The organism is Gordonia sp. SCSIO 19800, assembly GCF_018132775.1.
Classification (GTDB): Bacteria; Actinomycetota; Actinomycetes; order Mycobacteriales; family Mycobacteriaceae; genus Gordonia; species Gordonia hongkongensis.
This window is the reverse complement of record NZ_JAGRQM010000027.1, coordinates 1-26,225: the sequence shown is the minus strand read 5'-3', so window position 1 is coordinate 26,225 and position 26,225 is coordinate 1. Positions and strand designations below refer to the sequence as shown.

Here is a 26,225-nt window from a genome sequence, read left to right as displayed (position 1 = left end):
TTCGCGGCGCGTCGGTCGTCCTGACGAAAACCACCCCCCTCGGTGTAGTCCACGTCACAATGAGGCGGGGCAGGACCCCAGAGACGTGAGGGTGATGCAGGTGACCGATCCGGTGGTGGTGCTGACCAAAGCCCGTACGTCGTGCGAGATGCGGGCGGTACGCGAGTGGACGGCGGCGAACTATCCGGACGCGACGATCTCCCGATCGGCGGAGATCGACTTCGACGGCATGGCGCCGGAGACGTTGCTCGTGCCTGTCCGGGCGGTCTGGCTCCCGGCGGTCCGGCAAGGTGAGCGGCGGGTCACGCTGGGCGACGTCCTGGTGCTGTCCAATCCCCGGCGGCCGCTCGGAGCGGTCCAGCCGCTGATCCGGAAGAGACGTCCAGACAGTCTCCGCGTCGTTGCCGGTGCACCCGCCACGATCGAGGAACTACGCACCCGGTATGCCCATCACCAGGCGCAGGGTGAGCCGTTCGCCCAGTTCGTCCTGTTCCAGGCGTCGGTGTCGGCCGAGCGAGCCGAACGCCAGATCGTCGGTGATCGCTACAAGGTCCCCCGTCTGGTCGCCGAGCAGATCAGCAGTTCGTCGCGATTCCAGACGTCCGCGGCCAAACTCGCAGCCGAACTGGGTCGGCCCACCGATGCGGTGGTCGCCGAGGCCACCGACAAACTCTCGACCTTCGTCGCCACCCAGAGCCGGCTCATGGACGACGTGTTCTCGGCGACCTTCAACCGACTGCACGAGCGGGCCTGGAACGTCACCGTCGACGTCGAGAACCTCAACACCCTGCGCACCCTCAACAAGTCCACCGGCCTGATCTTCCTGCCCTCCCACCGGTCCTATGTCGATCCGCTGGTCCTGGCGAAAGTGCTGCGCAACAACGACTTCCCACCCAACCTCGTGCTCGGCGGGAACAATCTCTCGTTCTGGCCGGTGGGCCCGGTGGCCCGCCGCGCCGGCATGATCTTCATCCGACGCAAGTTCGGCGCGGACCCGGTCTACAAGTTCGCGATGCGCTCCTACCTCGCCTACATCGTCGAGAAGCGCTTCAACCTGGAGTGGTACATCGAGGGCGGTCGCAGCCGGACCGGCAAGCTCCGGAAGCCCAAACTGGGACTGCTCACCTACGTCGTCGACGCGGTGGGGCAGCTCGACGAGGCCGACGTGACGATCGTGCCGACCTCGATCGTGTACGACCAGCTCCAGGAGATCGGCGCGATGGCGGCCGAGGACGCCGGTGGCACGAAGAAGCCCGAGGGCGTCGGGTGGTTGTTGCGCTACGCGAAGGCGCAGCGCGCCTACCTGGGCGAGGCCCGGGTGCGATTCGGGACCCCCATCTCGCTGCGGACCGCTCTCGCCGACGCCGGCGAGGGCCGCGCGCGGCTGGAGAAGGTCGCGTTCCGGGTGATGGACGAGATCAATTCCGCCACCCCGATCTCGGCGACCTCGCTGGCCGGTTTCGCCCTCCTCGGCGCGCACGACAGGGCGTACACGCTCGCGGAGATCGAGGCCATCCTGGCTCCCCTGCTCGACTACATCCGCCGGCGCGAGCTACCCGGCCCGGACCCAGCCCTGTGCCGCGGGGTCGGGCTGACCCAGACTCTCCGGGTCCTCGCCGGCAACGGCGTGGTGAGCTGCTTCGACGGCGGTTCCGAACCGGTGTGGTCCATCGTGCCGGACAATCACGCGGTCGCGGCCTACTACCGCAACGGGGCGCTCCATCACTTCGTCGACCGCGCGATCGTCGAGGTCGCCATGCTCGCCGTGGCCGACGGTGACGTCCGGGCCGACGACATCCCGCCGGACGAACACCCCGTCGGATACGACGAGACGGCCGACGGTCCGCTCGCCGACGAGGGGCTGCTCGCGGCGTCGCAACGGGAGGCCCTGCGAATCCGCGATCTGCTCAAGTTCGAGTTCTTCTTCCCGGCCAAGACCGAGTTCCTGCACCGACTCGGTCTCGAACTCGATCTGCTGGCCCCGGGCTGGCGTGCCGTGACGCCGACGCAGGAGTGGACCTACGAGGTACTGCACGGCCACACCGGCGGACTCCTCGCCCGACGCACCCTGCAGCCGTTCTTCGACGCCCAACTGGTCTTCGCGACCAAACTCGTGGAACTCGGCACCGCATCGCGCGACAAGGAGGACCTGATCGTCGAATGCCTCGGTCTGGGACGCCAGCTGTCCCTGCAAGGTGTTGTGCGCAGCAAGGATTCGGTTTCCAAGGACCTCTACGACGGCTGTTATCAGCTCGCCGACAACCGCCACCTGATCCACGGCGAGGAGGTCGCGGACCTCGCGACCGCCCGCCGGGACTGGCTCGACGAGGTCGAATCGATGCGCGAGCGGCTGGCCCGGATCGCGTCGATCGAGGATCTCCAGCGTGCCGTGGGCGGAGCCGACACCATGGACACGGTCTGGTCGGAGGGGACACGATGAGTGCCTTCACCGACCGGATGCGGGCCATCCGGTCGGCACCCACCGGTAAGAAGGTCGCCGCGCTGTTCGACTACGACGGCACCCTGATCGAGGGCTTCTCCGCCGCCGCCATCATGCGAGCACGCTTGCGCAGCATGGAATTCGGTTTCGGCGAACTCGCCGACTTCCTGCTCATCGGATTGCGCGGCGTCGTGTCCGAACAGGACTACGCGGAAGTGCTCGACGCCACGCGTCCCACGTTCGCCGGCAAGACCTACGCCGAGCTGATCGAGTTCGGCGAACACCTCTTCAAATACGAGACGGCGGCCAAGCTGCGGCCGCAGATGTGGCAGATCCTGCGCGCGCATCGGGAGATGGGACACACCATCGTCATCGCGTCGTCGGCGACCCGATTCCAGATCGAACCCATCGCGCGGGAGATCGAGGCCGACTTCGCACTCGCCACCGATGTCGAGGTCGTCGACGGGGTGGTCACCGGCAACATCCGGGGACGCCCGCTTTGGGGTCCGGGGAAAGCCGCTGCGGTACGCACCCTCGCCCGTGAGCACGGCATCGACCTCGACGCCTCCTTCGCCTACAGCGACGGCAACGAGGACATCCCGTACCTGGAGTCGGTGGGCAACCCGGCGGCTGTCTCCCCGCGCCGAATACTGCGGGCGGAGGCCGAATCCCGCGGCTGGCCGATCATCGACCTGAAGAACCCCACGTACAACCGGCTCGGGATGCTGGCCCGAACCGGCGCCTTCTACGGTTCGTTTCTCGCCTCCGCCGCGGTGGGCGTCACCACCGGGCTCGTTCGACGCGATCCCGCCGCACTCGTCGAGGCCCTGCCGACCGGTACCGACGTCGGGCTGTCACTCGCCGGGATCCACGTGCAGGTCCTCGACGGAGGCGAGTACCTCACGTCGGCGCGGCCGTGCGTGTTCCTGTTCAACCACCAGTCGAAACTCGACCTGCCGGTGATGATCAACCTCGTGCGGTCCGAGGCCACGGGGGTGGCCAAGAAGGAGGTGCAACGGGTTCCGGTGGTCGGGCCGATCCTTCAGCAGGCCGGGTTGGTGTTCATCGATCGCGCCGACCCGGGCCGCGCGATCGAACAGCTGGCGCCGGCCGTCACAGCTCTGCGGGACGAGGGAATGTCGCTCGTGGTCGCGCCCGAGGGCACCCGGTCGCCCACACCACGTGTCGGCAGGTTCAAGAAGGGTCCGTTCCACATCGCGATGCAGGCGGGTGTCCCCGTCGTACCGGTGGTCCTGCGTAACACCGGCGAGTTGATGTGGCGCGGTGCGCAACTCATCCGACCGGGGACCGTCGAGGTGATGGTGCTGCCGCCGGTGGACACCAGCGACTGGTCGCCCGACGAGATCGGCGACCGCGCCGAGGAGGTCCGGCAGATGTACATCAGCGCCCTGGCCGACTGGCCGCTGGACTTCTTCGCCGACGACGACGCCCGGCCACCCGTCGAGGTACCGGAAGAGAGGCAAGTGTGAGCGAGGAACCGGACCTGACCGACGGGGTGGACCGACCGCTCGACTGGGCCAACGAGCCCCACATGAGCTCGGTGGACACCATCATGTGGCGAGGCGACACCGATCGCCGGATGCGCGGGACCATCTGCATGCTCGAGGTGTACGACTGCGCCCCGGACTGGGACCGGCTCGTGGCTGCCCACGAATGGGGAAGCCGAATGGCCCCGCGATTCCGGCAGCGCGTCGTCGACTCCCCGTTCGGCATGGGAACGCCCAGCTGGGCAGTCGACCCGGACTTCGACCTGCACTACCATCTGCGCCGAATCCGTCTGGGCGGCAACGGCAGCATGCGTGAGCTGCTCATCACGTGCGAGCAGCTCGCGATGACCGCGCTCGATGCCGCACGGCCGCCGTGGGAGGGCACGCTGATCGAAGGGCTGCCGGACGGCAGGGCAGCATATTTCCTGAAAGCCCACCATGCGCTCACCGACGGCCTGGGCGCGATCATCGGACTGGCCCAGCTGCATTCGCCCACACGCGAACACAATCCGGGCAAACCCCAGCCGCCGAGCCCCGATCCGGTGAACATCACGCCCGTCGACCTGCTCCGCCGGCAGGTGGGCGAGGAGATCCGGCGGATCCCGCATCGTGTCGACACGACATTCCGCGGCGTCCGCGCGCTGGCGCATCCCCGCCAGGCATTGAGTTCCGTTCTCCGATATGGTCGCTCGGTTCCACGCGTGGCGGGCCTGGTCAGCCCCCCTGGTTCCCCGCTGCTCGCGCATCGGAGCCTGTCGTGGCGTTTCAGCGCGTTCGAGGTCCCGTTCACCGACCTCAAAGCGACCGCGACGGCGACGCGGGCGTCGATCAACGACGTCTACCTCGCCGGGCTCATCGGCGGCTTCCGCCTCTATCACGAGAAGATGGGCACCCCGATCGAGACGATGCCGGTCGCGATCCCGATCTCGGTGCGGCGTCCGGAGGATCCGGCGGGTGGCAACCGGATCGCGGTGGGACGGCTCGCCGGACCGGTCGGGATCGCCGACCCCTTCGAGCGGGTCCTCACCATCCGCGAACAGGTCCGCGTCGCCCGGCACGAACCGGCCGTCGACATCTTCAACACGCTGGGCTCGGTGATGGCCTGGTTACCCGGATCGGTGCTCATGCAGTTCAGCGGCACGACCAGCCAGAACGATCTGCAGGCCAGCAACGTGCCGGGCATCCCGTGGGACACCTACGTGGCCGGCGCCAAGGTCGAGCGGATGTTCCCGTTCGGCCCGCTGCCCGGTTGCGCGATGATGGCGACGATGATCACCCACAACGGAACGGCCTGTCTCGGAATCAATTCCGACGGCGCCGCGGTCACCGACCTCGAGTTGTTCGCCGACTGCCTCGTCGCCGGTTTCGGTGAGGTGCTGGCTCTCGCCGCCGACGACGACGTCGTGCCGGGGGTGCTACGACGGGTGGTCTAGTCGACGCTCAGATCTGCCAGCGCACGGGTCGCGAGATGATGTCGCGGAGCCGGCGGCGGTAGTACCGGGCGGACTCCTGGTTGAAGACGTCCATCGCGGCCGCGGTCGCCTCGACATCGCGAGCGCGCATGGCGTCGAGGATGTCCTGCTGGAGTTCGAAGGCCGCGAGCCGCGTCGCGATGGGATGCTCGACGGGTTCGGCGTCGCGAACGAGCAGCCACAGCGTCTCCATGACCACCCGCAGTGCGGGATTGCCCGCCGCCTCGTACACCCCGCGCTGGAACGCGGCGTTGTTCTCCTGGAAGTTGGCGTGGTCCTCGGGATGGTCGCGCATCCGGTCCAGTGCCCGCTGCATCGACTCGATCTGCTCGTCGGTGACGTTCTGCGCCGCGGCCCGCGCGACCATCGGTTCGAGCATCAACCGGACGTCGATGACATCACTGATGTTCGCGCCGTTGATCTGGAGGAACAGCTTCATGATGTTGCCGAGCGAATCGAGTTCGGGCCGTTTGGCTATGGGCCCGCCGCCGATTCCCGCCTTGATCGTCACGAGGTCTCGGCTCTCGAGGAGCCGCAGTGCCTCACGCACCGTCGTGCGTGCCACGCCGAACTCGCTGACCATCTCCTTCTCGGTCGGCAGGCGCTGACCCTCGACGATGCCACCGCTGAGGATCTGATCGGCCACCATGTTGGCCACCCGCGCGGACATCTTCTGCCCGCGCGGCTGCCGGGTGGCGGGCTCGTCGGCGACGGTCATGCGGCTCCCGTGTCTCGGCTGATCGGTCGGTGCCGACACCTTACCCGCCCGCACCTGCTCTCTAGTTCGGATCGGGGCGGCAACGGTCGCCCTCGAACGATCGGTGCGGTGGCGAGACGACCCGTCGTCGTAACTGTGTACATATTTTGCTCGCTCGATTACCGTGAGTCCCGTTCCGTTCGTTCGCGCCGGGGCCCCGACCGCCCGTCGGCGCAGTCCACGACAGATAGGCACCCATGCAGACCACCTCCCCGGCCTCCGGGAACCTCTCCGTCACCGTGCACCAGCCCGGTATCGCACTCGTCGAGCTCTCGCGGGGCAAGGTCAACGCCATCGACGGGCAGATGTACGAGGACATCGCGGCGACGTTCGACGCGCTGTCCGACGACCAGGACGTGCGCGTGATCGTGCTGACCGGTCAGGGCCGCATCTTCAGCGCGGGCAACGACATCAACGAGTTCCGGACGATGTCCACTGTCAGCGGCGACATCGCGATGCGGCGGGCCCGGCGGGCGCTGTTCAGCGTGCGCGAGTGTCACCTCCCCGTGGTGTCCGCGGTGAACGGCCCGGCCCTGGGAAGCGGGTTCGGACTCGTCGCGCTCTCCGACCTCGTGGTCGCGTCCGAACGCGCCACCTTCGGACTGCCCGAGATGAACGTCGGGGTCCTCGGCGGTGGTCGCTTCACCGCCCGCATGTTGCCCCAGCAGGCGATGCGCCGCATGTTCCTCACCGCCGAACCGGTCGACGCGTCGACCCTGGAGCGGTGGGGAGCACCGCTCGAGGTCGTCGCCCACGACGATCTCCTGGAGATCGCGACCGCCCGCGCGCGCTCCATCGCGGAGAAGAGCAGGCACGCCATCGTGCTCGCCAAACAATCCCTGAACGGCTGCGAAGATCTCGACATCCGTCGCGGTTACGAGCTCGAGCAGTCCTTCACCGTGCGACTGTCCGAACACCCCGACTCCAAGACCGCGGTGGAGGCCCAGGTCGCCGACCTCGCACGCAAGTGACGACGTCGGGTCCGCGCCATCGGGACGCGGACCCGACGCACCGCGTCAGTCCGTCGCGATGGTCAGCAGGAGATCCCCGCCGTCGACCTCGGTCGATCCCGACACCGCGACACGCTGCACGATCCCGGTGACCGGCGCGGAGATCGAGGCCTCCATCTTCATCGCCTCGATCGTGCCGATCGGTTCACCCCGGCGGAGTTCGTCGCCCTCCTTCACCGACAGCGTCACCACACCGGCGAAGGGTGCGGCGAGTTGCCCCGGGAGGGCGGGGTCGGCCTTCTCCGCGGTGCGTGTCGTCGACTCGACCGAGCGGTCGCGCACCCGAACCGGCCGCAGTTGCCCGTTGAGGATGCAGAGCACGTTGCGCATCCCGGACTCGTCCGGGTCGGAGATCGCCTCGAGCCCGATGAGCAGTTCGACGCCCTTCTCCAGCTCCACGCGATGTTCCTCGTCCTGGCGCAGGCCGTAGAAGAACTGGTTGGTGGACAGCCGAGACGTGTCGCCATAGGTCTCGCGGTGCTCGCGGAACTCACGATTCGGTCCGGGGAACAGCAACCGGTTGAGCGCATCACGACGCTCCGCCGACGTACCGGCGAGCGCCGCGAGGTCGCTCTCGGTCAGGGCGGTCACCGGGCGAGGGTCGGTGCGGCCCTCGAGGGCGCGCGTGCGGAGCGGCTCCGGCCACCCGCCCGCGGGCTCGCCCAGATCGCCCCGCAGGAAATCCACCACCGAGTCCGGGATGTCGTAGGCCGTCGGATCGTCCGCGAACTCGGCGGCGCTCGCGCCGGCGCCGACGAGTGCCAGCGCGAGATCGCCGACGACCTTCGACGACGGTGTCACCTTGATCAGTCGCCCGAGCACGGTGTCGGCGCCCGCGTAGGCCGCCTCGATGTCCTCGAACCGGTCCGCCAGCCCCAATGCCAGGGCCTGCTGCCGCAGGTTGGACAGCTGGCCGCCGGGGATCTCGTGGGCATAGACCCGGCCGGTGGGTGCCGGCAAGCCCGTGTCGAACGGCGAGTACGCCGCCCGGACCGCCTCCCAATATGGCTCGAGAGCGCAGCAGGTCGCGAGGTCGATCCCGGTGTCGCGGTCGGTGTTCGCCGTCGCGGCGACGATCGCCGACAACGGTGGCTGACTCGTCGTGCCGGCCAGCGGTGCGCTCGCCCCATCCACCGCGTCCACCCCGGCCTCCCAGGCGGCGAGGTAGGTCGCCAGCTGCCCGCCGGCGGTGTCGTGGCTGTGCAGATGGACGGGCAGGTCGAACCGCGACCGCAAGGCGCGCACCAGGGTCGACGCCGCGGCCGGGCGCAACAGGCCCGCCATGTCCTTGATCGCCAGGACGTGTGCGCCCGCGTCGACGATCCGTTCGGCCAGCTTCAGGTAGTAGTCCAGGGTGTACAGGGTCTCGCCGGGATCACAGAGGTCGCCGGTGTAGGACATGGCCACCTCCGCCACCGCGGTCCCCGTCTCCCGCACCGCGTCGATGGCCGGCCGCATCGCGTCGATGTTGTTCAACGCGTCGAAGATCCGGAACACGTCGACGCCCGTGGCCGCCGCCTCGCGGACGAATGCGTCGTTCACCTCCACCGGGTACGGCGTGTACCCGACGGTGTTCTTGCCGCGCAACAGCATCTGCAGGCAGACGTTGGGCATCGCCGTGCGCAGGGCCGCCAGGCGTTCCCAGGGATCCTCCTTGAGGAATCGCAGTGCGACGTCGTAGGTCGCCCCACCCCACGCCTCGACCGACCACAGCTGTGGGGTCATCCGCGCGACGTGCGGTGCGACGGTCACCAGGTCGCGGCTGCGCACGCGGGTGGCGAGCAGCGACTGATGCGCGTCGCGGAAGGTGGTGTCGGTCAGCGCGAGTGCCGTCGACGCACGGAGCTCGGCGGCGAAACCGTCCGGCCCCAGCTCCCGGAGTCGATCGCGCGACCCCGGCGGCGGTGGGGACGTGAGGTCGATCGCCGGCAGTTTGTCGACCGGGTACACCGCGGACGGCCGCTCGCCGTGCGGTCGGTTCACGGTGACGTCGGCGAGATACCGCAGAATCCGGGTACCGCGGTCGGCGGAGGCGTGCTGCTCGAGCAGGTCCGGTCGGGATTCGATGAACGAGGTGGTGACCCGCCACGCGCCGAAGTCGTCGTCGGCCAGAACCGCTTGCAGGAACGGGATGTTGGTGGCGACGCCCCGGACCCGGAACTCGGCGATCGCACGACGTGCGCGCGCCCGCGCGGTCTCCAGGTCCCGGCCGCGACAGGTCAGCTTCACGAGCATCGAGTCGAAGTGGGAGCCGATCTCGGACCCCAGTCCGACGCTCCCGTCCAGACGGACACCCGAGCCACCGGGCGTGCGGTAGGCGGTGATCCGCCCGGTGTCGGGCCGGAAGCCGTCGGTCACGTCCTCGGTCGTGATGCGGCATTGCACTGCCGCGCCGCGGATCTCGATCGAATCCTGGGTCAGTCCCAGCTCCCGCAGCGTCGCACCGGATGCGATCTGCATCTGGGTGGCGACGAGATCGACGTCGGTGATCTCCTCGGTGATCGTGTGTTCCACCTGGATGCGCGGGTTCATCTCGATGAACACGTGCCGACCGTCGGAACCGAGCAGGAACTCGACGGTCCCGGCGCAGGTGTACCCGATGTGCCTGGCGAAAGCCACTGCATCCGAACAGATCCGATCACGGACAGCCGGGTCGAGCGCGGGTGCGGGGGCCACCTCGACGACCTTCTGGTGGCGGCGCTGGAGCGAACAGTCGCGTTCGTAGAGATGGATGACCTCGCCGGTGGCGTCCCCGAGGATCTGCACCTCGATGTGCCGGGCGTCGACCACCGCCCGCTCCAGGAAGACCGTGCCGTCGCCGAAGGCCGTCGTGGCCTCGCGCGAGGCCGCCTCGATCGCCCCGCGAAGCCGCGACGGCTCATCGACGCGACGCATGCCGCGCCCGCCACCACCGGCGACCGCCTTGACGAACAAGGGGAAACCGACCGCATCAGCCGCGGCCACGAGCTCGTCGACATCACTCGACGGGGTCGACGAGGTCAGCACCGGGAGACCGGCCTCGGCGGCGGCCGCCACGGCCCGGGACTTGTCGCCGGCGAGTTCGAGCACCTCGGCGGACGGGCCGATCAAGGTGATCTGCCGGGTCGCACACGCCCGGGCCAGCTCAGCGTTCTCGGAGAGGAAGCCGTACCCGGGGTACACCGCATCGGCTCCGGACGTCGCCGCGACGCGGACCATCTCGTCGACCGAGAGGTACGCGCGGACCGGATGCCCGCGTTCGCCGATCTCGTAGGCTTCGAACGCCTTGGCCCGATGAACGGAGTTGCGGTCCTCGTGGGGGTAGACGGCCACCGTGCTCGCGCCGAGCTCGACCGCGGCACGAAAAGCCCGTACCGCGATCTCGCCTCTGTTCGCGACCAGCACCTTCTCGAACATGGGTTTCCTTTCGTCACCGGATGCGCCGGAAGTAGCCACGCGAGAAGCGGGCGGCGCGGGAAGGATGTGACCCACATCCCTGGGCCTGACGTCAGGTTACTCTATTCGCAGTAAAGTTACTTAGCGCCGCAACTGGCGGAGTCTTTACCCTCAAACTGCTGAGAAATATCTCTGTACATGTTTCCATCTGTCGCAGGTTTCTATAGTGTGACTTGACATACAGCCTGTCACCTCGATGAGGAGGAACACATGAGTGACGAGCAGTCCGCGGGGGCGGTCGACATCGATCGCTGGATCACCGACTGGGAGTTCAGCAGCCGATACCCGGTGTACACACGCGCCAACGCCGGCGAAGTGCTGCCCGACCCGTCGAGTCCGCTGAACGTCACGATGGTCTGGAACAAGGGCCTCAACATCGGCTGGCGCCAGGGCTACGTCGACAACCTCGGCACTCACCTCGCCGAGGAGATCGACGAGGTGATGCCCGAGATCATCGGCAACTTCGGCGGCTACCACTACACGAACTTCTCGATGACCGAGCTCAACGGCGCCCGGCTCCCGGGGCTGACCGTGCCGGTGTGGAACAGCCTGTGGGTGGGCGACCATCCCGACATCCCCGAGTACGTACCCAAGCCGGGCGACGAGAACGCCGAACTGACGGCCGGTCTCGCCGAGAAGACCGCCTGGGCTCTCACGACCGATGAGTTCCCCGAAGCCGAGGAGGCCAAGCGCCGCGCCGACCGGGCACGCGACCAGCGTCCCGATCTCGCCGCGATGAGCGATGCCGAACTCGTCGAGCACGCTCGCTCGCTGCTCCCCGACCTCATCTACTGCTACGCCTATCACCCGGTCACCACGACGCTGTCGACGATGGGTCCGGCCGTGGCCGGTCAACTCCTCGAAACCATCGGCGAGGCAGACAAACTCGGCGATCTGCTCAGCGGACTGGGCGGCGTGGACTCGGCCGCCCCGTCGTATGCGATGTGGAAGCTCGGGCGCCTCGTCGCCGGTTCGTCCGAACTGACCGGGATCTTCGACGACGGACTCGCCTCCGCCCTCGACGCGATCACCGCGAGTGACTCCGCCGACGCCGCGAGGTTCCGAGAGGAGTTCGACGACTTCCTCTACCGCTACGGCTCGCGCGCACCGAACGAATGGGACATCCGATCGGACAGCTGGGAGACCAAACCCGTGCTGGCACTGATGGCCATCAACGGGATGCGCAACAGCCCGCCGGAGGCCGATCCCGAAGCGATCCTGCGCCGCAATCAGGACAAGCGTCTCGCCCTCACCGAGGACCTCGCCGCGAAGATGCCCGACGTGGAGTCGGCCACCGCGTTCCGCAACGCGGCGAAGTCGATCACCAAGTTCATGCCGTGGCGGGAGCGCACGAAGACCGCGTGCGTGAAGATCATGGGCGAGATGCGGGCCGCCCTCTACGAACTCGGACACCGGATGGTCGGACGCGGGATCATGGACGACCATCACGACATCACGATGCTCGTCGACGACGAGCTCGATCGCTTTGTCGCCGAACCCGAGTCGTTCGCGGACACCATCAAGGAGCGACGCGAGCAGTATCTCGCCCTGTTCGATCTGCAACCGCCGTTCTTCCTGTTCGAACCGCTCCCCCTCTCGCAGTGGCCCCGGCGCACCGGGCAGCGGGTGGACCCCGCGGTGCCCGGTGACGTCCTCTCCGGAGTCGGCGGCGCCCCGGGCGTCGCCCGGGGACGTGCGCGAATCCTGCACGACCCGTACGAGGCCGAGCAGCTGGAGGAAGGCGACATCCTCGTCGCACCGCAGACCGATCCCGCCTGGACGCCGTTGTTCGTCTTCGCGGGCGGTGTCGTCGTGAATGTCGGCGCGACGATCACCCACTCGTCCATCGTGTGTCGTGAGCTCGGAATCCCATGCGCCGTATCGGTTCAGGACGCGACGGCCCGCATCCCGGACGGCGCGATGATCGAGGTCGACGGCAACACCGGGTCGGTGACGATCCTCTGATGGCGATGACTGACGGCGCCCGCGGCACGACGATCGGGCTCGCCCTCCCCCAGCTCGGCGAGCACGTCGATGCCGCGGCCGTCCGCGACTTCGCGGTGGCCGCCGAGGAACTCGGATTCACCGGACTGTGGGCGCAGGAACACCTCTTCTACTCCGAGCAGAACGCGTCGGTCTACGGTGGCCGGCACACCACGGCGGTGCACCCCGCCTACCGTTCGGTGCTCGGGGCCACCGAGCTCATGGCATTCGTCGCGTCGTGCACCCGGCGGGCGCTGATCGGGAGCAGCATCCTGGTCGCCGGGTACCACCGTCCGGTCGAGCTCGCACAGCGTCTGGCCACTCTCGACGTGCTCTCCGGCGGACGTCTCGTCGCCGGGCTGGGCGTCGGCTGGTCCGACGAAGAACATCGACTCATGGACGTCGACCCCCGGACGCGCGGGCGCCGGATGGACGAACTCGTCCGCGCCGTCCAGGCGTGCTGGGGACCGGATCCCGTCGAGTTCGACGGGGAGTTCTTCACCATTCCGACCTCCACCGTGCGGCCGAAACCGGTCCAGACACCGCATCCGCCGCTGCTGTCCGGGCTGCGGTCGGAACGCGGTCTCGCCCGCACCGCCGCACTGTTCGACATCTGGAATCCCAGCAGCGGCACAGCCGGGGCCCTGCAAGCCCAGCTCGACGGGATGGCCGCGCAGCGTCCCGCCGGACGGGCCCCGGTCCGGCTGTTCCTGCGGTCCTACCTCCAGCGCCCCACCGACCCGGTGGGATCCGGCGGACAGGGCATCGACGGTGTGGCCGCCGATATCGCCACCGCGAAGGCGGTCGGTGCGGAACACTTCATCATCGAATGCAATTTCTCCGACGACGTCCGGTCGCCGGAGGACTGGGCCACCATGCCCGAGCGGCTGGCGCCGCTGATCCAACTCGTGCGCGACGACAGCTCCGCGGTGCCCGACTCGTCGGGCGCCGCCCGGCCCCAGAAGGAGAACGCATCATGAAAGCTGCTGTCTGGGAGGGCAGTACACCGACACTCACCGTCGAGGAGATCCCGCGCCCGACGCCCCGTCGTGGCGAGATCCTGCTCAAGGTCACCGCGTGCGGGGTCTGTCACACCGACCTGCACGTACTGAAGTCCGAGGTGAACTTCCCCGCTCCCGCGGTCCTCGGCCACGAGGTCTCCGGCGTGGTCGAGGAACTCGGCGACGGCGTCGACACCCTCGCGGTGGGCGATCGGGTCGTGTGCAGCTTCATCATGCCGTGCGGCGAGTGTCGCCACTGCGCGCGCGGACTGGACGACCTGTGCGAGAAGTTCTTCGCCCACAACCGGCTCAAGGGCACGCTCTACGACGGCGAGACCCGGTTGGCCCGCGCCGACGGCACCCCGCTGGCGATGTACTCGATGGGCGGACTCGCCGAGTACTGCGTCGTCCCCGCGTCGGACGCCTTCGTCGTCCCCGACGGGGTCGGACTGGGTGAGGTCTCCATCCTCGGCTGCAGTTCGTTCACCGCGCTCGGTGCCGTGACCAACGCCGAGCTGCGGCTGGCCGACCGCATCGCCGTCGTGGCGGCCGGCGGCGTGGGATCGTCGATCGTCCAGTTCGCGGCGGCGGCCGGAGTCGCCCAGATCATCGCGATCGACGTCAACGACGACAAGCTCAAGGCGGTGGCCGAGCTCGGTGCGACCCACACCGTGAACTCGCGCGACACCGACGTCGTCGCCGAGGTACGGGCACTGACCGACGGCCACGGCGTCGACGTCGCCTTCGAGGCCCTCGGGCACCCGAGCACCTTCGCGACCGCGCTGGACATCCTCGACGACGGGGGCCGCGCCGTGGTCGTCGGGATCGCGCCGGCCGGCACGCCCGGTGAGCTCGATCTGGCTCGTCTCGTGCGCCGCAGCCTGCAGATCCGCGGTTCCTATGGCGCGAAGGCACGCCGTGACATGCCGGCGCTGCTGCGCATGGTCGCCGGCGGGATCGTGGAGCCGGAACGTGTGATCACCCGCCGCTACCGCCTCGACGAGGTCGACGAGGCCTACCAGGCCCTCGCCCGCGGCGAGATCGTCGGCCGGGCGATCATCGAGATGGACTCCGAATGACCGAGACCGCGTCCGGCACCGTCGCCATCGTGACCGGTGCCGGCTCGGGCATCGGCCGGGCGGTGACCGAGCTCATGGTCGGTCGCGGGAGTTCGGTTGTCGCGGTCGACAACTCGCCTGCGGTTCTCGACGAGCTCGCGGACCGGCCGCGGGTCGTCCCGCTCGTGGGGGATGTGACGTCGACCGACGACAACCGGCACGCGGTCGAGACGGCGGAACAGCGCTTCGGCCGGCTCGACGCGTTGATCCTCAATGCCGGGGTCCCCGCCTCCGGGTCCATCGAAACCCTGGACCTCGACGTCTTCGACCGATCCCTCGACGTCAACCTCCGGTCGGTGGTTCTCGGTGTGCGCGAGGCGATCCCCGCCTTCCGGCGATCCGGGGGCGGTGCGGTGGTGGTGACGGCGTCGGCGACGGCCCTGGGCGGCGAACCCAACCGCTGGCCGTACGCCGCGGCGAAGGCCGGCGCGGTCAACCTCGCCCGGTCACTGGCCCTCGACCTCGCCGTCGACGGCATCCGGGTCAACTCAGTCTGCCCCGGCCCCATCGAGACCGGAATGACACGACGCATCGCGGTCAACACCCCCGAACGCTACGAGTCCCTCCGTCGGATGGTTCCCCTGCAACGCTGGGGCACGGCCGACGAGGTCGCCGAGGTGATCGCGTTCCTCGCCTCGCCGCTGGCCTCGTTCGTCACCGGCGCCACCATCCCGGTCGACGGCGGTGCCACCTGCGGCAGCGGCCAGACCATACCCCCGGCAGCGTTGGCGCACAGCGCTGTTCGGTGAACCACCCGGATTTCAGAGGCACCAACCATCCTGCTCCCTGAGGTGCGAGGAGCGATAGCGACCGACCTCCGCTCCTAATCCGAAAGAACGACATAACCATTGCTCCCTAATCCGAAGGAAGCGACCCCATTGCTCCCTGAGGTGTGAGGAGCGATAGCGACGAGCCACGAAGGGCCTGGTGAGACAGGTTGCGGAGCCCTTCGTGGCTCGCTTCGCTCGCACCTCAGGGAGCAGGGGTGGGCTCGCTTCGCTCGCACCGCAGGGGGCGGGTCGTTCTTTCGGATCAGGGAGCAGGGGTTGGACAGGGATCACCGTCGTGGGTCGACGAGCACCTTGGTGTGTGAGCTACGGCCCGAATCGAGTTCGGCGAACATCGATTCCAGCTCACCGAGGCCGATCGTCCCGGTGTGCAACGACGCGACATCGATACGCCCCTCGGCGACGAGCGTCATCGCACCGAGGAAGTCGGAGTGCGTGTACGCCAGGGACCCGATGACCGTCAGCTCGCGGCTCTGCCAGTCCCCGTAGCTCACCGACGAATCGGTGCCGGGGTATCCGAGCAGCGCCAATGTCCCACCGCGCCGGACGAGTTCGGCGCTGGGCTGGAACAACGAGGCCACTCCTGAGCACTCGAACACGACGTCGGCGCCGAGCCCAGAGCTCACTTCCTCGAGGCGCCGGGGCAGCTCGGACGGGTCGACGACATCGGTGAAGCCGAGCGCTGTCGCAGCGTCGCGACGGGCCTGCGACGGCTCGGACACGAGGATGCGGCCGGCGCCCGCGGCCCGGGCGTGCTGCGCGGCGAGCAGGCCGATCGGACCGGCACCCTGGATCACTGCGTTGGCCCCCAACGAGATTCGTGCTCGACGCACCGCGTGGTAGGTGACGGTGGCGGGCTCCAACAGCGCCGCCTCGATGTCCGACAGGGCGTCGGGGACCGGAATCGCGCGGCGCGCGGAGACACGCAGCCGGTCCGCGAAACCCCCGTGGGCAGCCGCACCGGGAGAGATGCCGTTGGCCTCGGCGAACGCCAGATCACAGTGATCGGCGTGCCCGGCCCGGCACTGGGCGCACACGCCGCACGCCGGTCCGACACCCGCGACGACACGCTGCCCGACCGACACATGCGAGACCCCGTCGCCGATCGCGGAGACGGTGCCCATCCACTCGTGCCCGAACACCGCGGGCGGCAAGCCGGCGGACTGGTAGCCGTGCGTGTCTGTCGCACAGATGCCGCAGTACCCGATGTCGATGATCACCTCGCCGGGCCCGGGCGTCGTGTCGGCATCGTTGTTCGTCTCGATCACTCCCGGCTCGGCCACCCGAACATAGCGGGGCGCAGTCGTCGTGCTCATCGCTTCCTCATTTCCCTGTCATGCGGGCGACGACCGGGGCGAACTGTTCCAGCGCTCGGTCGCCGATGGTGAAGTAGGAGAACCCGAACTCCTCGCGCCGTTGCTCGAGTTGCTCGCAGATGTCGTCGACGGATCCGACGAGTGCGTGCGGGAACGACCGCAGCTCGGCCGGCGTGAAACCGGTTCGTTCGCAGAGCGATTCCTCGGTGACGTCGGTGGCTCCGTCGATCGCGACGAAGTACGCGCCGGTCTCGAGCTCGATGTCGTCCATGCGGTCGCCGGCGCCGGCGCGGACCCAGTCGAGCTTCTTGTGGGTTTCGGCCACCGTGGACGTCGCCACGCTGTCGGAGCCGAGTTTTCCCGACCGGTTGTTGAAGTTGATGCTGACGATGTCGGCGGTGGCACCGGCGAGCGTGAGGACGCGTCGGGCGCCGCCGCCGATCATGATGGGCGGCGCCGTCTCCGGCACGGGGAGCGGCGCGAACCCGGTGGCGCGGACCCCACCGCGATCGACGTCGATCGGTTTCCCGATGAACTGCTGCTGGCAGAGCTCGATCGTCGCGGCCAGCCGGTCGATCCGTTCACCAGCAGGCGGGAACGGTACGCCCATCGCTTCGTATTCGGCGCCGAGCCAACCGGCACCGAGCCCGACCTCGATGCGGCCGGGGGCGAACATCGCCAGTGTCGCAGCCTCTTTCGCGAGAGCGACGGGCTCGTGATAACTGGCGCAGAACATCCGGCACCCGATCACCAGTTCGTCGGTGACCTCGGCGGCGACGGCCATGCTGGCGATCGGCGCGAGGGTGACCGGCCGGTGGGCGGTCGGGTCCAGCGCCGGGCCGGGTCCGATGTAGTGGTCGGACACGTGCAGAGCCGAGTACCCGAGGTCCTCGACCATGCGAGCGGTGTCCCGCCACTGTGCACCGGTCTCGGATCGGTACACCTGAGCGGCGAAGCGGAACGGACGCTTGGGGTGTGAGGTCATGACAGAACTTTCGAATCGTGGTGTCCAGGGGTCGGACACCGGGCGGAATCGGTGGATTCGGAGCCGACGGGCGCGGACGGCACGCGAGCCAGCAGGCGCCGGGTGGCGGTGCCCAGCTCGATCGCCCAGCGGCGCGGGTCCGCGGCGCCGCGGGCCGACGGGACTTCGACGCTGACCGACGCCGACGGCCCCAGGGCCCCCGCCAGTCGACGCAACGGGAGCGCACCGGCACCCGGTGGCAGTCGGTTTCCGCGCGCCTCGGTCATCGCGGTGGTGTCGTCGCGCGCCGGGCCGGTCATGCGGGCGTCGCACAACTGCCAGTACGGGATACCCCCACGTTCGACCTCGGCGCCGAGTCCGTCGACGGTCCCGCCCGCGCGCGACCAGTGCAGCGCGTCCAGCAGCAGCCCGGCTTCGGTGGCCCCCGATTCGTCGAGCAGCGCCCGGCCTGCCCGCAGGTCACGGACAGCGGTGAACACCATGGGTTCGAGGCAGCAGCGCAGGCCGAACTGGGCGGCCGCCTGCGCGAGTGCGGCGAGATTGTCTCCCGCCCGGTCGGCGTCGTCGTCGAGAACGGTGGCGATGAGATAGCGGGCGTCGAGAGCGGCTCCCGCGAACAAGACGGGCTCCCAGTCGGATCGCGACGAACCCGGGTGGATCTTCACGACCTCGACGTCGAGCACGGCCAGTCCGTGATCGTCGAGAGCAAGGAGGGTGTCGGCGAGCAGACGCGATCCCTCGGCCAGGAGATGCCCGCGTTCACCGGGCCGGTCGGACACCCGCACCCCGACCGCGTCGAATCCCCCGGCCGCCGCGTATTCGATGAACCGCGGCGGTGGCACCGCGAGCGCGGACAGCGACGCGAGTGAGACGAGGCGTGTCGACGACATGGTCCCGCCCTCCCCTCTAGTTACTTTAATCTGACTAGTGTTACATGGAGCATAGTAGTCCTCCCGCACCTGCTGTCCAGTTCCGATGAGGAGTCCACATGCGTCCCACCTCGGCACGATCGCCCAACTCGCTTACATCGTCGACGATGTCGCGGTCGCCGCGGAGCGGTTCTCGGAACGGACTGGCGCGGGACCGTTCTTTATGCGCCGCAACGTGATAGACCACGCACACGGAGCCGGTGCGGAAGCCGGCGAGTTCGATCATTCGTCGGCCTACGGCCAGTGGGGCAGCGTGCAGGTCGAACTCGTCGAGGTCCATTCGGCGGCGCCGGCGGCGTTCGCCGTCACCACCACATCCCGCGGCCGGGTCCATCATGTCGCGACGTTCGTGCCCTCGTTCGCCGGCGAACAGGCCCGCCTCGACGCCCTCGGGTATCCGGCGCTGCTGACGGCGACGACCTCGAGCGGAAATGCGTTCGCGTTCCATGACACCCGAGCCGACGACGGCCATCTGGTCGAGATCTACGAACCCGCGCCGTCGATCCTCGCGCTGTATGCGAAGGTCGCCGCGGCCGCCGACGGATGGGACGGGCGCCGGCCCGTCCGCGAGTTCTAAGCCGTCGTTGCGAGGAGTTCGGCGGCTCGTTCGCGCGCGAGCGCGAGTACCTGTGGATTCCCCGAATTCCACAGCACCGTCAGCCGTTTCGCGCTGATCCGCCACTCGCCGTCCACCCGCGCCAGGTCGTCGGTGTAGTAGCCGCCGATCGTGAACATCGCGTCGCCTCCCGCATTCGGCAGCACGTGCTCGGCCCGGACATACGTGACCACGCGTCCGGTGCCGGCCGCCGCGTCGACGGTGATGTCATAGTTCGACAGGAAGTGTTGCGAGGCCGCGAGTCCGGGGAAGAGCATGCGGCCGCGCTGTACCCAGTCGTCGGCGCGGAAGCGGCCGGCATGGCCCGCCCGGTAGCTCGAGTAGTCGATGTCTATCTCGTCGGTGAACACCGAGCGATAGAGCTCCCAGTCACGCAGGTCGATCCCCCGCGCGAAGCGCGCCATCAGCGACACGATCTCCTCGTGGTCGGTGGTCATGAGTCGGTCCTCTCCGTTCGCAGCCCTCACGCGGGCATCTGCAGCGAGATCTTCTCGAAGTACTCCTCGAGACCGTCGGGCCCGAGCTCACGACCGATGCCCGACTTCTTCATGCCCCCGAACGGAGCCATCGGGTTGAAGCGGCCGCCGTTGATCGCGACCTGACCCGTACGCAGCCGTCGCGCGATCGCGACCGCGGCGTCATCGTCGGCGGCGAAGACCGCCCCGGACAGCCCGTAATCGGAGTCGTTCGCGATAGACACCGCCTCGTCGACGTCGGAGTACGTCAGGATCGTCAGGACCGGACCGAACACTTCTTCGCGGGCGATCTCCGCCGAGTTGTCGACCCCGCTCACAACGGTGGGTCGGACGAAGTAGCCCCCGGCGAGCCTCGAGTCGAGATCCGGCACCGGGCCGGCACCGCCGACGAGCACGCGCGCGTCGCCCGGAAGAGATTCCAGGAACCCCAGCACGACACGCCGCTGCCCGGCCGAGGCCATCGGACCGACGTCGACAGCCGGGTCGAGTGGATCGCCGACGGTCATGGCACCCACGAGCTCGGCCACCCGCTGCTCCACCCGGGACAGGTCGTCCCGCGACACCAGCAGTCGGGTCGTCGCCGCGCACGTCTGGCCGTTGTTGACGAAGCAACCGCGGACGGCCGCGGCGACGGCCGCGTCGAGATCGGCACCCGGAGCCAGGATGAACGCCGATTTGCCGCCGAGCTCCAGGGTCACTTTCTTGATTCCTGATGCAGCGAGTTCCGCAACGGTGGCCCCAGCCGAGGTGGAGCCGGTGAGACTCACCAGATCGACCCCCGGATTGGTTGCGAGTCGCTGTCCGACCTCGCGGCCCGGACCCGACACCACATTGAGCACGCCGGCCGGGAGACCGATGAGGTCGGCGATGTCGGCGACGGCGAAGGCCGCCAGCGGTGCGACGCTGCTGGGCTTGACCACCGCGGTACACCCCGCCGCCAGCGCGGGCGCCACCTTGGCCGCCAGTTGATACAGCGGGTAGTTCCACGGCGTGATGGCCCCGACGACACCCGCAGGCACCCGCAGGATGCGCGAGTTCCCGCGACGTTCCTCGAGCGGCAATGCCTCCAGGGCATCGGCCATCGTCCGGAAGACCGCGACCCCGAGGCCGACCTGCACGCCGCGCGAACGGCTGATCGGCGTGCCGACCTCGCGCGTCATGATGGTTGCCAGCTCGTCCTCGCGCGCGGCGAGTTCGTCGGCGAAGCGCCGGAGGACGGCGACCCGGTCCGGCACCGGCACCTGCGACCAGGTCTCGAAGGCGACCGATGCCGCCTCCACCGCGGCGTCGCAGTCGGCGGTGTCCCCGTCCGGCACCCGGGCGAGGATCTCACCGGTCGCGGCCTCCCGGACGTCGATCCGGGCGTCGGACGACGACGCCACCCAGCGCCCACCGATGTAGAGCTCGTCCCGATCCGGGACCCGGCCGGCTCCCGGCCCACCTCCGGGGACGGCCCCCGGGTTGCCTGCGATCGTCGCCTCGCTCATGTCGCGCCTCTCAGCCGTCGGCCGCTCAGTGGCGGCGGTCACAGGTGGACTGTAGCGGCAAAAGCGTATGTGGTGTCAAGTAAGTGCCTCAAGGGCTAACTCTGTTCACAGTTTGGCCAACTTTCTTGACATGAACTACTATTTGGGTAGTTTATGAGCAGCGTCACAGCAATGGAGTACCCGGTTGTCCGGTCACCCACCGGTCAGCACAGACCCGCCCCGACCCGGGGCCCGACCCTCGCCTGCAGGAGCACCATGAACGACCTAGCGATCAACATATCGGCGCCGACCACCGCAGCAGACGCGCTGGTCGGACTCGTGATCAAGGGCATGTACCGCGGACCGGTCAGCGCGGAGCTGCAGGCGGTCGTCGATGCCGGGCAAGCCGTGGCGAAGGGCCCGATGGTCATGCCGACCCCGGCCGGCATCGCCGAGGCGGGCCGCCTCGTGCGCCTCCCGGAGGGCAGCGAGCAGGAGCAGGCGCTGATGGACTTCCTCCGCTCGTTCCTGCCGGTCAACCGCCGACTGCGCGAACTGTGCACCGCATGGCAGTGCCGTCCCGACGGCTCGGCGAACGATCACTCCGACGCCCAGTACGACGCACGGATCCGCGACCAGCTCGAGGACATCCACACCGATGTCTCCAAGCTCCTGCGTCGGGCGGGCAAGGCCACGCCGGAACTCCTCGACCACCGGGACCGGCTTCGCGTCGCCCTGGAGCGTTTCGACGACGGGGACACCGCCTCGCTGACCTCACCGATGACGGACGGGTACCACACCGTGTGGATGTGGCTCCACCAGCACGTTCTGATGCTGCTCGGTCTCACTCGCGCGCAGGACGAGGCCCTCGAAGAGGAGCTCGTCGCGGGCGCCGCGGGATGACCCTCTCCGAAAGTGCGGTCCACACGCTCACCCGGATCGCGGTACCGCACGGCCAGGGTCGCGCGCGAGGTCTCGGCGCGGCCGACCTCGGCGTCCACGGCGTCGAGATGGACAACCTCGTCGGACTCGGCCTGCCCGTCGTACCCGGTCTCACCATCCCCGTCGGCGCCGGTGAAGAGCTCGCCAACCGCGAGACCGCAGGCGTTGCCATCGATCTCCTCGAGAAGCTCGCCGTCCGCGGGATCTGGCCGGCCGTGCGCACCGAGCGTCGGCCCATGCTCATGCATCTGCGGTGCAGCGCACCGGTGCCGGTGTCGGCGCTGCCGCCGGCCATCTCGGTGATCGGCCTGTCCACCCGCAACGTCGATGCCCTCGTCGAGGTCATCGGCCGAGACCGCGACATCTTCGACTCGTGGGCAGAGACGCTGCGCTTCGTCGCCGAACACGCACTCGACGTCGATCCCGACGACCTCGACGACGTCGTCGACGACCACCGCGACAGCCGCGCCCGGGTACCCGCCCTCCTGGAGCTGATCGAGGAGTCGACGGGAGTGGCCTATCCCGCCGATCCGGCCGAACAGCTCGGGCTGGCCGCGCGGGCCATGCTCGCGCGCTGGGCCTCGCCGCGCGGTCAGCGAGCCCGTCGGTCGCTGTCGCTCCCCGAGGATCTCGGCATCGCACTGCACCTCCGTGCCCTCCGCCTGGGGTCGTGGAACGAATCAGGGTACGGGTCGGCGACGAGCCGTGATCTCGAGACCGGCCGGTACGCACCTCATGGCGTCTTCCATCTCGGCGTCCGGCGCACCGACCCCGACCCCGGTCCCGGCGAGCCGCTGGGTTCGATGCCGGGTGGGACCGCCATCCTCGACCAGATCTTCGCGACCCTGGAGCCGCATCTGCGTGGGGTTGCCCAGGTGGAGTTCGAGGTGCGCGACCGCCAGCTGGCCCTGCTCAGCGCCGGAGCCGTCGAGCACCCCGGACCGCGAGCCGTCACCACCTTGGCCGTCGACCTGGTCAACGACCACGCCATCGGCCGCCGCGAGGCCGTCGCGATGCTCGACCCGGATCTGATGCAGGACCTGTTGCATCCGCAGATCAAACTGACCGGCTCGGAACAGCTGGTGGCGCAGGGACTCCCGGCGTCGCCCGGTGCGGCCACCGGTGAGATCGCCCTCAGCGCGGACACCGCCCTGCAGTGGGCGGCCCAGGGCCGCAACGTGATCCTTGTGGCGTCGGAGACCAGTCCCGCAGATGTCCCCGCCTTGCTGGCGGCCACGGCCGTCCTGACCTCCAACGGTGGACTCGCCTCGCACGCCGCCGTAGTCGCGCGCGGCGCCGGGCGACCGGCGGTCTGTGGTGCCACCGCTCTCCGGATCGACCGGGCCGCAGGCACGGTCACCAACGGCGACCTGACGCTGACCGAGGGCGAGATCGTCTCCCTCAACGGCCGCACCGGCCACGTGTACCGCGGCGCCGTGACGATCCGGCCCGCCGAACCGTCGGCCGAACTGGACCGGCTGCTCGGCTGGGCCGACGACATCCGGCGCCTCGGCGTGCGCGCCAACGCCGACAACGCGGAGGACGCGGCGACCGCGTTCCGCCTCGGGGCGGAGGGAATCGGTCTGTGCCGCACCGAACACCAGTTTCTCGGCGACCAACTGCCACTCGTGCAGCGCCTGGTTCTCGCCGACTCCGAGGCCGAGGAGATCGAGGCCATCGCCGCGCTGACCGCGGCGCAGGAAGCGGACTTCACCGAGCTGTTGCGCGTCGTCGGTGACCGGCCGATCACGGTGCGACTGCTCGACGCCCCCCTGCACGAGTTCCTGCCCGCCGACGGGCAGTATCGCACCGAGGAGGAGGCGCGACGCGCCGCCGACACCCACGAGTCGAATCCGATGCTGGGGTTGCGCGGCGTACGTTTCGCGATGGTCCAGAAGCGGCTCTACCCCGCTCAGGCCGAGGCTCTGTTCCGGGCCTGGGTCGCCGTCGCCGCCGAGGGCCTGACTCCGCAACTCGAGGTGATGATCCCGCTCGTCTCGCTGCCCGGAGAGCTGGGCCGAGCCATCGCCCAGGTCCACGAGGCGGCCGCGGCGGTCACCGCCGACACGGGGGTCACGGTGCCCTACAAGGTGGGCAGCATGGTCGAGACACCCCGCGCCGCCCTGCTCGCGGGATCACTCGCCGACGACGCCGACTTCCTCTCCTTCGGCACCAATGACCTGACCCAGCTCACCTATGGCTTCTCGCGCGATGACGTGGAGAAGACGATGCTCACGCATTACCTCGAACACGGGCTGTTGACCGACAGTCCCTTCGCGGTCCTCGATCCCGAGGGTGTCGGTGCCCTGGTCTCGCGGGCCGTACTCCTCGCCCGCAGCACCAAACCGGAGATCAAACTCGGCGTGTGCGGCGAGCACGGTGGCGATCCGTCGTCGATCGAGTTCTTGAACTCGGTCGGGTTGCACTACGTGTCGTGCTCACCGCGCCGCGTGCCGGTCGCCCGCCTGGCGGCCGCGCGGGCGGTGCTCAACGCTGACTGAAAGGTCCTTCATGGCAACGGAACTCGACGACCTGCGATTGGCTGTCCGGGACGCCGTCGATTCGCTGGGCGGGCCGGCGCTGTGCCGCGACCTCGACCCCGACGGGCCGGGTTGGGATGCCCGGGCGTGGTCGGTGCTCGCCGAACAGATCGGCGTCGCCGCGATCGGCATCCCCGAAACCCTCGGCGGGTTGGGCGGACTCGCCGAACTCGTCGTCGTCGCGGAGGAACTGGGCGCCGGACTGCTGCCGGTCCCGTTCCTGTCGACGGCGCTGGCCGCCCAGGTGCTGATCCGGTCGGGCGGCGCCGACGACGCTCTCGAGCAGATCGCCGAAGGCGCCCCCGCCGCGCTTCTCGGTCTCGACCGGCATGGCTGGTACGACCCCGACGCCATCCCGTTCGAGATCGAGTCGGGCACTGCCGGTGCAACGGTGAGCGGGGTGGTCGCCTCGGCTCTCGGCGCCGCCCGCGCGCGCTGGTTCGTCGTACCCGCGCACACCCCGGACGGACCCGCGCTGTTCCTCTGCGACGCAACCCATCCGGGGGTGTCGGCCACCCCGTTGCCCACGCTCGACCTGTCCCGCGCGCACGCCGCGGTCACGCTGTCCGAGGTGCCGGTGCGCCGGCTCGATTCTGTCGGCTCGCCGGAGGACGTCATCCTGCCCGCCCTCGACGCCGCATGCATCGTCCTCGCGGCAGAACAGGTCGGGGGTGCGCAACGGATTCTCGATCGCACCGTTGACTACGTCAAGGAGCGACGGCAGTTCGATCGCGCGATCGGCAGCTTCCAGGCCGTCAAACACACTCTGGCCGACCTCCTCGTCCTCGTCGAGTCGTCACGGTCCGCGGTGACCCGCGCCGTCGATGCCGACGATCTCGCCGAGGCGTCGTCCCTCGCTCGGGCCTGGTGCAGCGATGCCTATCGGACCGTCAGCGCCGAGGCCCTGCAGCTCCACGGCGGCATCGGTTTCACCTGGGAGCACGACTGCCAGCTGTACTTCCGCCGGGCCCGCGCCGACGCACAACTGCTGGGGACCAGCACCTTTCACCGCGAGCGCCTCGCGGTCACCCTGGGTTGGTGAGTCAGCGCTCCGGAGCTTGCGGAGGGCGCGCCCTTTCCGCTCCCTGATCCGAAAGAAGCGGTCTCCATTGCTCCCCAATCGGAAAAAAGCGGTCTCTCATTGCTCCCCAATCCGAAAGACGCGGTCTCCCAATGCTCCCCAATTCGAAAGACGCGGTCTCCCAATGCTCCCCAATCCGAAAGACGCGGTCTCTCATTGCTCCCTGAGGTGTGAGGAGCGATAGCGACGAGCGACGAAGGGTTTGGCGACGCATCTCACCAGGACCCTTCGTGACGGCCTCCGCAAGCTCCGGCCTCCTCAGCCTGAATCTTTCATGGGTGGGTGGGGTTTCGCCGATCGGTTGTCGGTGTCGCCTTTTGATGGTTGGTGCTGGTGTGTGGGCAGGGTGGATCGCCAGCGTT

Annotated in this window: 19 protein-coding genes; 12 read left to right on the top strand and 7 right to left on the bottom strand. The window is 68.9% G+C overall.

Annotation, left to right across the window (positions count from 1 at the left end; genetic code table 11):
- The first annotated feature begins 94 nt into the window (after positions 1–94).
- The 3 genes from KB201_RS22090 to KB201_RS22080 are packed head-to-tail and all read left to right on the top strand — an operon-like array spanning position 95 to position 5,381.
- Positions 95–2,440 (top strand): glycerol-3-phosphate 1-O-acyltransferase, encoded by a 2,346-nt coding sequence (locus KB201_RS22090; protein ID WP_058252823.1) that lies wholly within the window; start codon positions 95–97, stop codon positions 2,438–2,440.
- The gene (locus KB201_RS22085; RefSeq protein ID WP_058252824.1) at positions 2,437–3,930 is read left to right on the top strand and encodes an HAD-IB family hydrolase; all 1,494 of its coding nucleotides are present in this window, start codon (positions 2,437–2,439) and stop codon (positions 3,928–3,930) included. The genes KB201_RS22090 and KB201_RS22085 overlap by 4 nt, the downstream gene beginning before the upstream one ends.
- Positions 3,927–5,381 (top strand): wax ester/triacylglycerol synthase domain-containing protein, encoded by a 1,455-nt coding sequence (locus tag KB201_RS22080; RefSeq protein WP_058252825.1) that lies wholly within the window; start codon positions 3,927–3,929, stop codon positions 5,379–5,381. Before KB201_RS22085 ends, KB201_RS22080 begins: the two co-directional genes overlap by 4 nt.
- A gap of 7 nt (positions 5,382–5,388) precedes the next feature.
- Here KB201_RS22080 and KB201_RS22075 read toward each other — a convergent pair whose 3' ends face one another.
- Positions 5,389–6,138 (bottom strand): FadR/GntR family transcriptional regulator, encoded by a 750-nt coding sequence (locus KB201_RS22075; protein ID WP_068972150.1) that lies wholly within the window; start codon positions 6,136–6,138, stop codon positions 5,389–5,391.
- Positions 6,139–6,374: 236 nt separating this feature from the next.
- Here KB201_RS22075 and KB201_RS22070 point away from each other — a divergent pair, with 236 nt between their 5' ends.
- Positions 6,375–7,148 carry an enoyl-CoA hydratase-related protein gene (locus tag KB201_RS22070; protein WP_154885525.1) on the top strand — a complete coding sequence of 258 codons (774 nt, stop codon included), beginning with the start codon at positions 6,375–6,377 and terminating at the stop codon, positions 7,146–7,148.
- Positions 7,149–7,193: 45 nt separating this feature from the next.
- Here KB201_RS22070 and KB201_RS22065 read toward each other — a convergent pair whose 3' ends face one another.
- On the bottom strand, positions 7,194–10,583 hold the full coding sequence (locus KB201_RS22065; RefSeq protein WP_211540483.1) for a pyruvate carboxylase: 3,390 nt from the start codon (positions 10,581–10,583) through the stop codon (positions 7,194–7,196).
- Between the two features lie 249 nt (positions 10,584–10,832).
- Between KB201_RS22065 and KB201_RS22060 the strand changes: the two genes are divergently transcribed.
- Genes KB201_RS22060 through KB201_RS22045 form a run of 4 tightly spaced genes read left to right on the top strand, consistent with a single transcriptional unit; the run spans position 10,833 to position 15,473 of the window.
- Complete coding sequence (locus tag KB201_RS22060; protein ID WP_211540481.1) at positions 10,833–12,587, top strand: PEP-utilizing enzyme; 1,755 nt, start codon at positions 10,833–10,835, stop codon at positions 12,585–12,587.
- Positions 12,587–13,585: a TIGR03619 family F420-dependent LLM class oxidoreductase gene (locus KB201_RS22055; RefSeq protein ID WP_249146304.1), complete on the top strand. Its 999-nt coding sequence runs from the start codon at positions 12,587–12,589 to the stop codon at positions 13,583–13,585. The genes KB201_RS22060 and KB201_RS22055 overlap by 1 nt, the downstream gene beginning before the upstream one ends.
- Positions 13,582–14,685, top strand: a complete 1,104-nt coding sequence (locus KB201_RS22050) for a zinc-binding dehydrogenase (protein WP_068972148.1) — start codon at positions 13,582–13,584, stop codon at positions 14,683–14,685. The genes KB201_RS22055 and KB201_RS22050 overlap by 4 nt, the downstream gene beginning before the upstream one ends.
- The gene (locus KB201_RS22045) at positions 14,682–15,473 is read left to right on the top strand and encodes an SDR family NAD(P)-dependent oxidoreductase (RefSeq protein WP_211540478.1); all 792 of its coding nucleotides are present in this window, start codon (positions 14,682–14,684) and stop codon (positions 15,471–15,473) included. The genes KB201_RS22050 and KB201_RS22045 overlap by 4 nt, the downstream gene beginning before the upstream one ends.
- A 308-nt stretch (positions 15,474–15,781) precedes the next feature.
- On the opposite strand, the gene KB201_RS22040 is transcribed toward KB201_RS22045, so the two are convergent.
- Genes KB201_RS22040 through KB201_RS22030 form a run of 3 tightly spaced genes read right to left on the bottom strand, consistent with a single transcriptional unit; the run spans position 15,782 to position 18,703 of the window.
- Positions 15,782–16,828: a zinc-binding dehydrogenase gene (locus KB201_RS22040; RefSeq protein ID WP_211540475.1), complete on the bottom strand. Its 1,047-nt coding sequence runs from the start codon at positions 16,826–16,828 to the stop codon at positions 15,782–15,784.
- Positions 16,829–16,835: 7 nt separating this feature from the next.
- Positions 16,836–17,813, bottom strand: coding sequence for a TIGR03621 family F420-dependent LLM class oxidoreductase (locus tag KB201_RS22035; protein WP_211540472.1), 978 nt, complete (start codon positions 17,811–17,813; stop codon positions 16,836–16,838).
- A complete protein-coding gene (locus KB201_RS22030) occupies positions 17,810–18,703 on the bottom strand; it encodes a sugar phosphate isomerase/epimerase (protein ID WP_211540469.1) in 894 nt (297 codons plus the stop codon). The genes KB201_RS22035 and KB201_RS22030 overlap by 4 nt, the downstream gene beginning before the upstream one ends.
- A gap of 85 nt (positions 18,704–18,788) precedes the next feature.
- Between KB201_RS22030 and KB201_RS22025 the strand changes: the two genes are divergently transcribed.
- The gene (locus tag KB201_RS22025; protein ID WP_211540467.1) at positions 18,789–19,319 is read left to right on the top strand and encodes a VOC family protein; all 531 of its coding nucleotides are present in this window, start codon (positions 18,789–18,791) and stop codon (positions 19,317–19,319) included.
- On the opposite strand, the gene KB201_RS22020 is transcribed toward KB201_RS22025, so the two are convergent.
- Entirely contained in the window at positions 19,316–19,795 is a 480-nt protein-coding gene (locus KB201_RS22020; protein WP_211540465.1) for a nuclear transport factor 2 family protein, read from the bottom strand. The two genes, KB201_RS22025 and KB201_RS22020, sit on opposite strands and share 4 nt — an antisense overlap.
- A gap of 26 nt (positions 19,796–19,821) precedes the next feature.
- Positions 19,822–21,321 carry an aldehyde dehydrogenase family protein gene (locus KB201_RS22015; RefSeq protein ID WP_211540486.1) on the bottom strand — a complete coding sequence of 500 codons (1,500 nt, stop codon included), beginning with the start codon at positions 21,319–21,321 and terminating at the stop codon, positions 19,822–19,824.
- Between the two features lie 255 nt (positions 21,322–21,576).
- Between KB201_RS22015 and KB201_RS22010 the strand changes: the two genes are divergently transcribed.
- The 3 genes from KB201_RS22010 to KB201_RS22000 are packed head-to-tail and all read left to right on the top strand — an operon-like array spanning position 21,577 to position 25,824.
- Complete coding sequence (locus KB201_RS22010) at positions 21,577–22,203, top strand: hypothetical protein (RefSeq protein WP_211540464.1); 627 nt, start codon at positions 21,577–21,579, stop codon at positions 22,201–22,203.
- On the top strand, positions 22,200–24,743 hold the full coding sequence (locus KB201_RS22005) for a putative PEP-binding protein (RefSeq protein WP_211540463.1): 2,544 nt from the start codon (positions 22,200–22,202) through the stop codon (positions 24,741–24,743). The genes KB201_RS22010 and KB201_RS22005 overlap by 4 nt, the downstream gene beginning before the upstream one ends.
- A gap of 10 nt (positions 24,744–24,753) precedes the next feature.
- Positions 24,754–25,824: an acyl-CoA dehydrogenase family protein gene (locus tag KB201_RS22000; RefSeq protein ID WP_211540462.1), complete on the top strand. Its 1,071-nt coding sequence runs from the start codon at positions 24,754–24,756 to the stop codon at positions 25,822–25,824.
- Positions 25,825–26,225 lie beyond the last annotated feature (401 nt).

Coding starts and splice junctions, on each gene's coding strand:
- KB201_RS22030 (WP_211540469.1), bottom strand. CDS start 18,703: ATGTCGTCGACACGCCTCGTCTCACTCGCGTCGCTGTCCGCGCTCGCG.
- KB201_RS22060 (WP_211540481.1), top strand. CDS start 10,833: ATGAGTGACGAGCAGTCCGCGGGGGCGGTCGACATCGATCGCTGGATC.
- KB201_RS22065 (WP_211540483.1), bottom strand. CDS start 10,583: ATGTTCGAGAAGGTGCTGGTCGCGAACAGAGGCGAGATCGCGGTACGG.
- KB201_RS22005 (WP_211540463.1), top strand. CDS start 22,200: ATGACCCTCTCCGAAAGTGCGGTCCACACGCTCACCCGGATCGCGGTA.
- KB201_RS22085 (WP_058252824.1), top strand. CDS start 2,437: ATGAGTGCCTTCACCGACCGGATGCGGGCCATCCGGTCGGCACCCACC.
- KB201_RS22025 (WP_211540467.1), top strand. CDS start 18,789: ATGAGGAGTCCACATGCGTCCCACCTCGGCACGATCGCCCAACTCGCT.
- KB201_RS22015 (WP_211540486.1), bottom strand. CDS start 21,321: ATGAGCGAGGCGACGATCGCAGGCAACCCGGGGGCCGTCCCCGGAGGT.
- KB201_RS22010 (WP_211540464.1), top strand. CDS start 21,577: ATGAACGACCTAGCGATCAACATATCGGCGCCGACCACCGCAGCAGAC.
- KB201_RS22050 (WP_068972148.1), top strand. CDS start 13,582: ATGAAAGCTGCTGTCTGGGAGGGCAGTACACCGACACTCACCGTCGAG.
- KB201_RS22090 (WP_058252823.1), top strand. CDS start 95: ATGCAGGTGACCGATCCGGTGGTGGTGCTGACCAAAGCCCGTACGTCG.
- KB201_RS22070 (WP_154885525.1), top strand. CDS start 6,375: ATGCAGACCACCTCCCCGGCCTCCGGGAACCTCTCCGTCACCGTGCAC.
- KB201_RS22040 (WP_211540475.1), bottom strand. CDS start 16,828: ATGAGCACGACGACTGCGCCCCGCTATGTTCGGGTGGCCGAGCCGGGA.
- KB201_RS22055 (WP_249146304.1), top strand. CDS start 12,587: ATGGCGATGACTGACGGCGCCCGCGGCACGACGATCGGGCTCGCCCTC.
- KB201_RS22075 (WP_068972150.1), bottom strand. CDS start 6,138: ATGACCGTCGCCGACGAGCCCGCCACCCGGCAGCCGCGCGGGCAGAAG.
- KB201_RS22020 (WP_211540465.1), bottom strand. CDS start 19,795: ATGACCACCGACCACGAGGAGATCGTGTCGCTGATGGCGCGCTTCGCG.
- KB201_RS22045 (WP_211540478.1), top strand. CDS start 14,682: ATGACCGAGACCGCGTCCGGCACCGTCGCCATCGTGACCGGTGCCGGC.
- KB201_RS22000 (WP_211540462.1), top strand. CDS start 24,754: ATGGCAACGGAACTCGACGACCTGCGATTGGCTGTCCGGGACGCCGTC.
- KB201_RS22035 (WP_211540472.1), bottom strand. CDS start 17,813: ATGACCTCACACCCCAAGCGTCCGTTCCGCTTCGCCGCTCAGGTGTAC.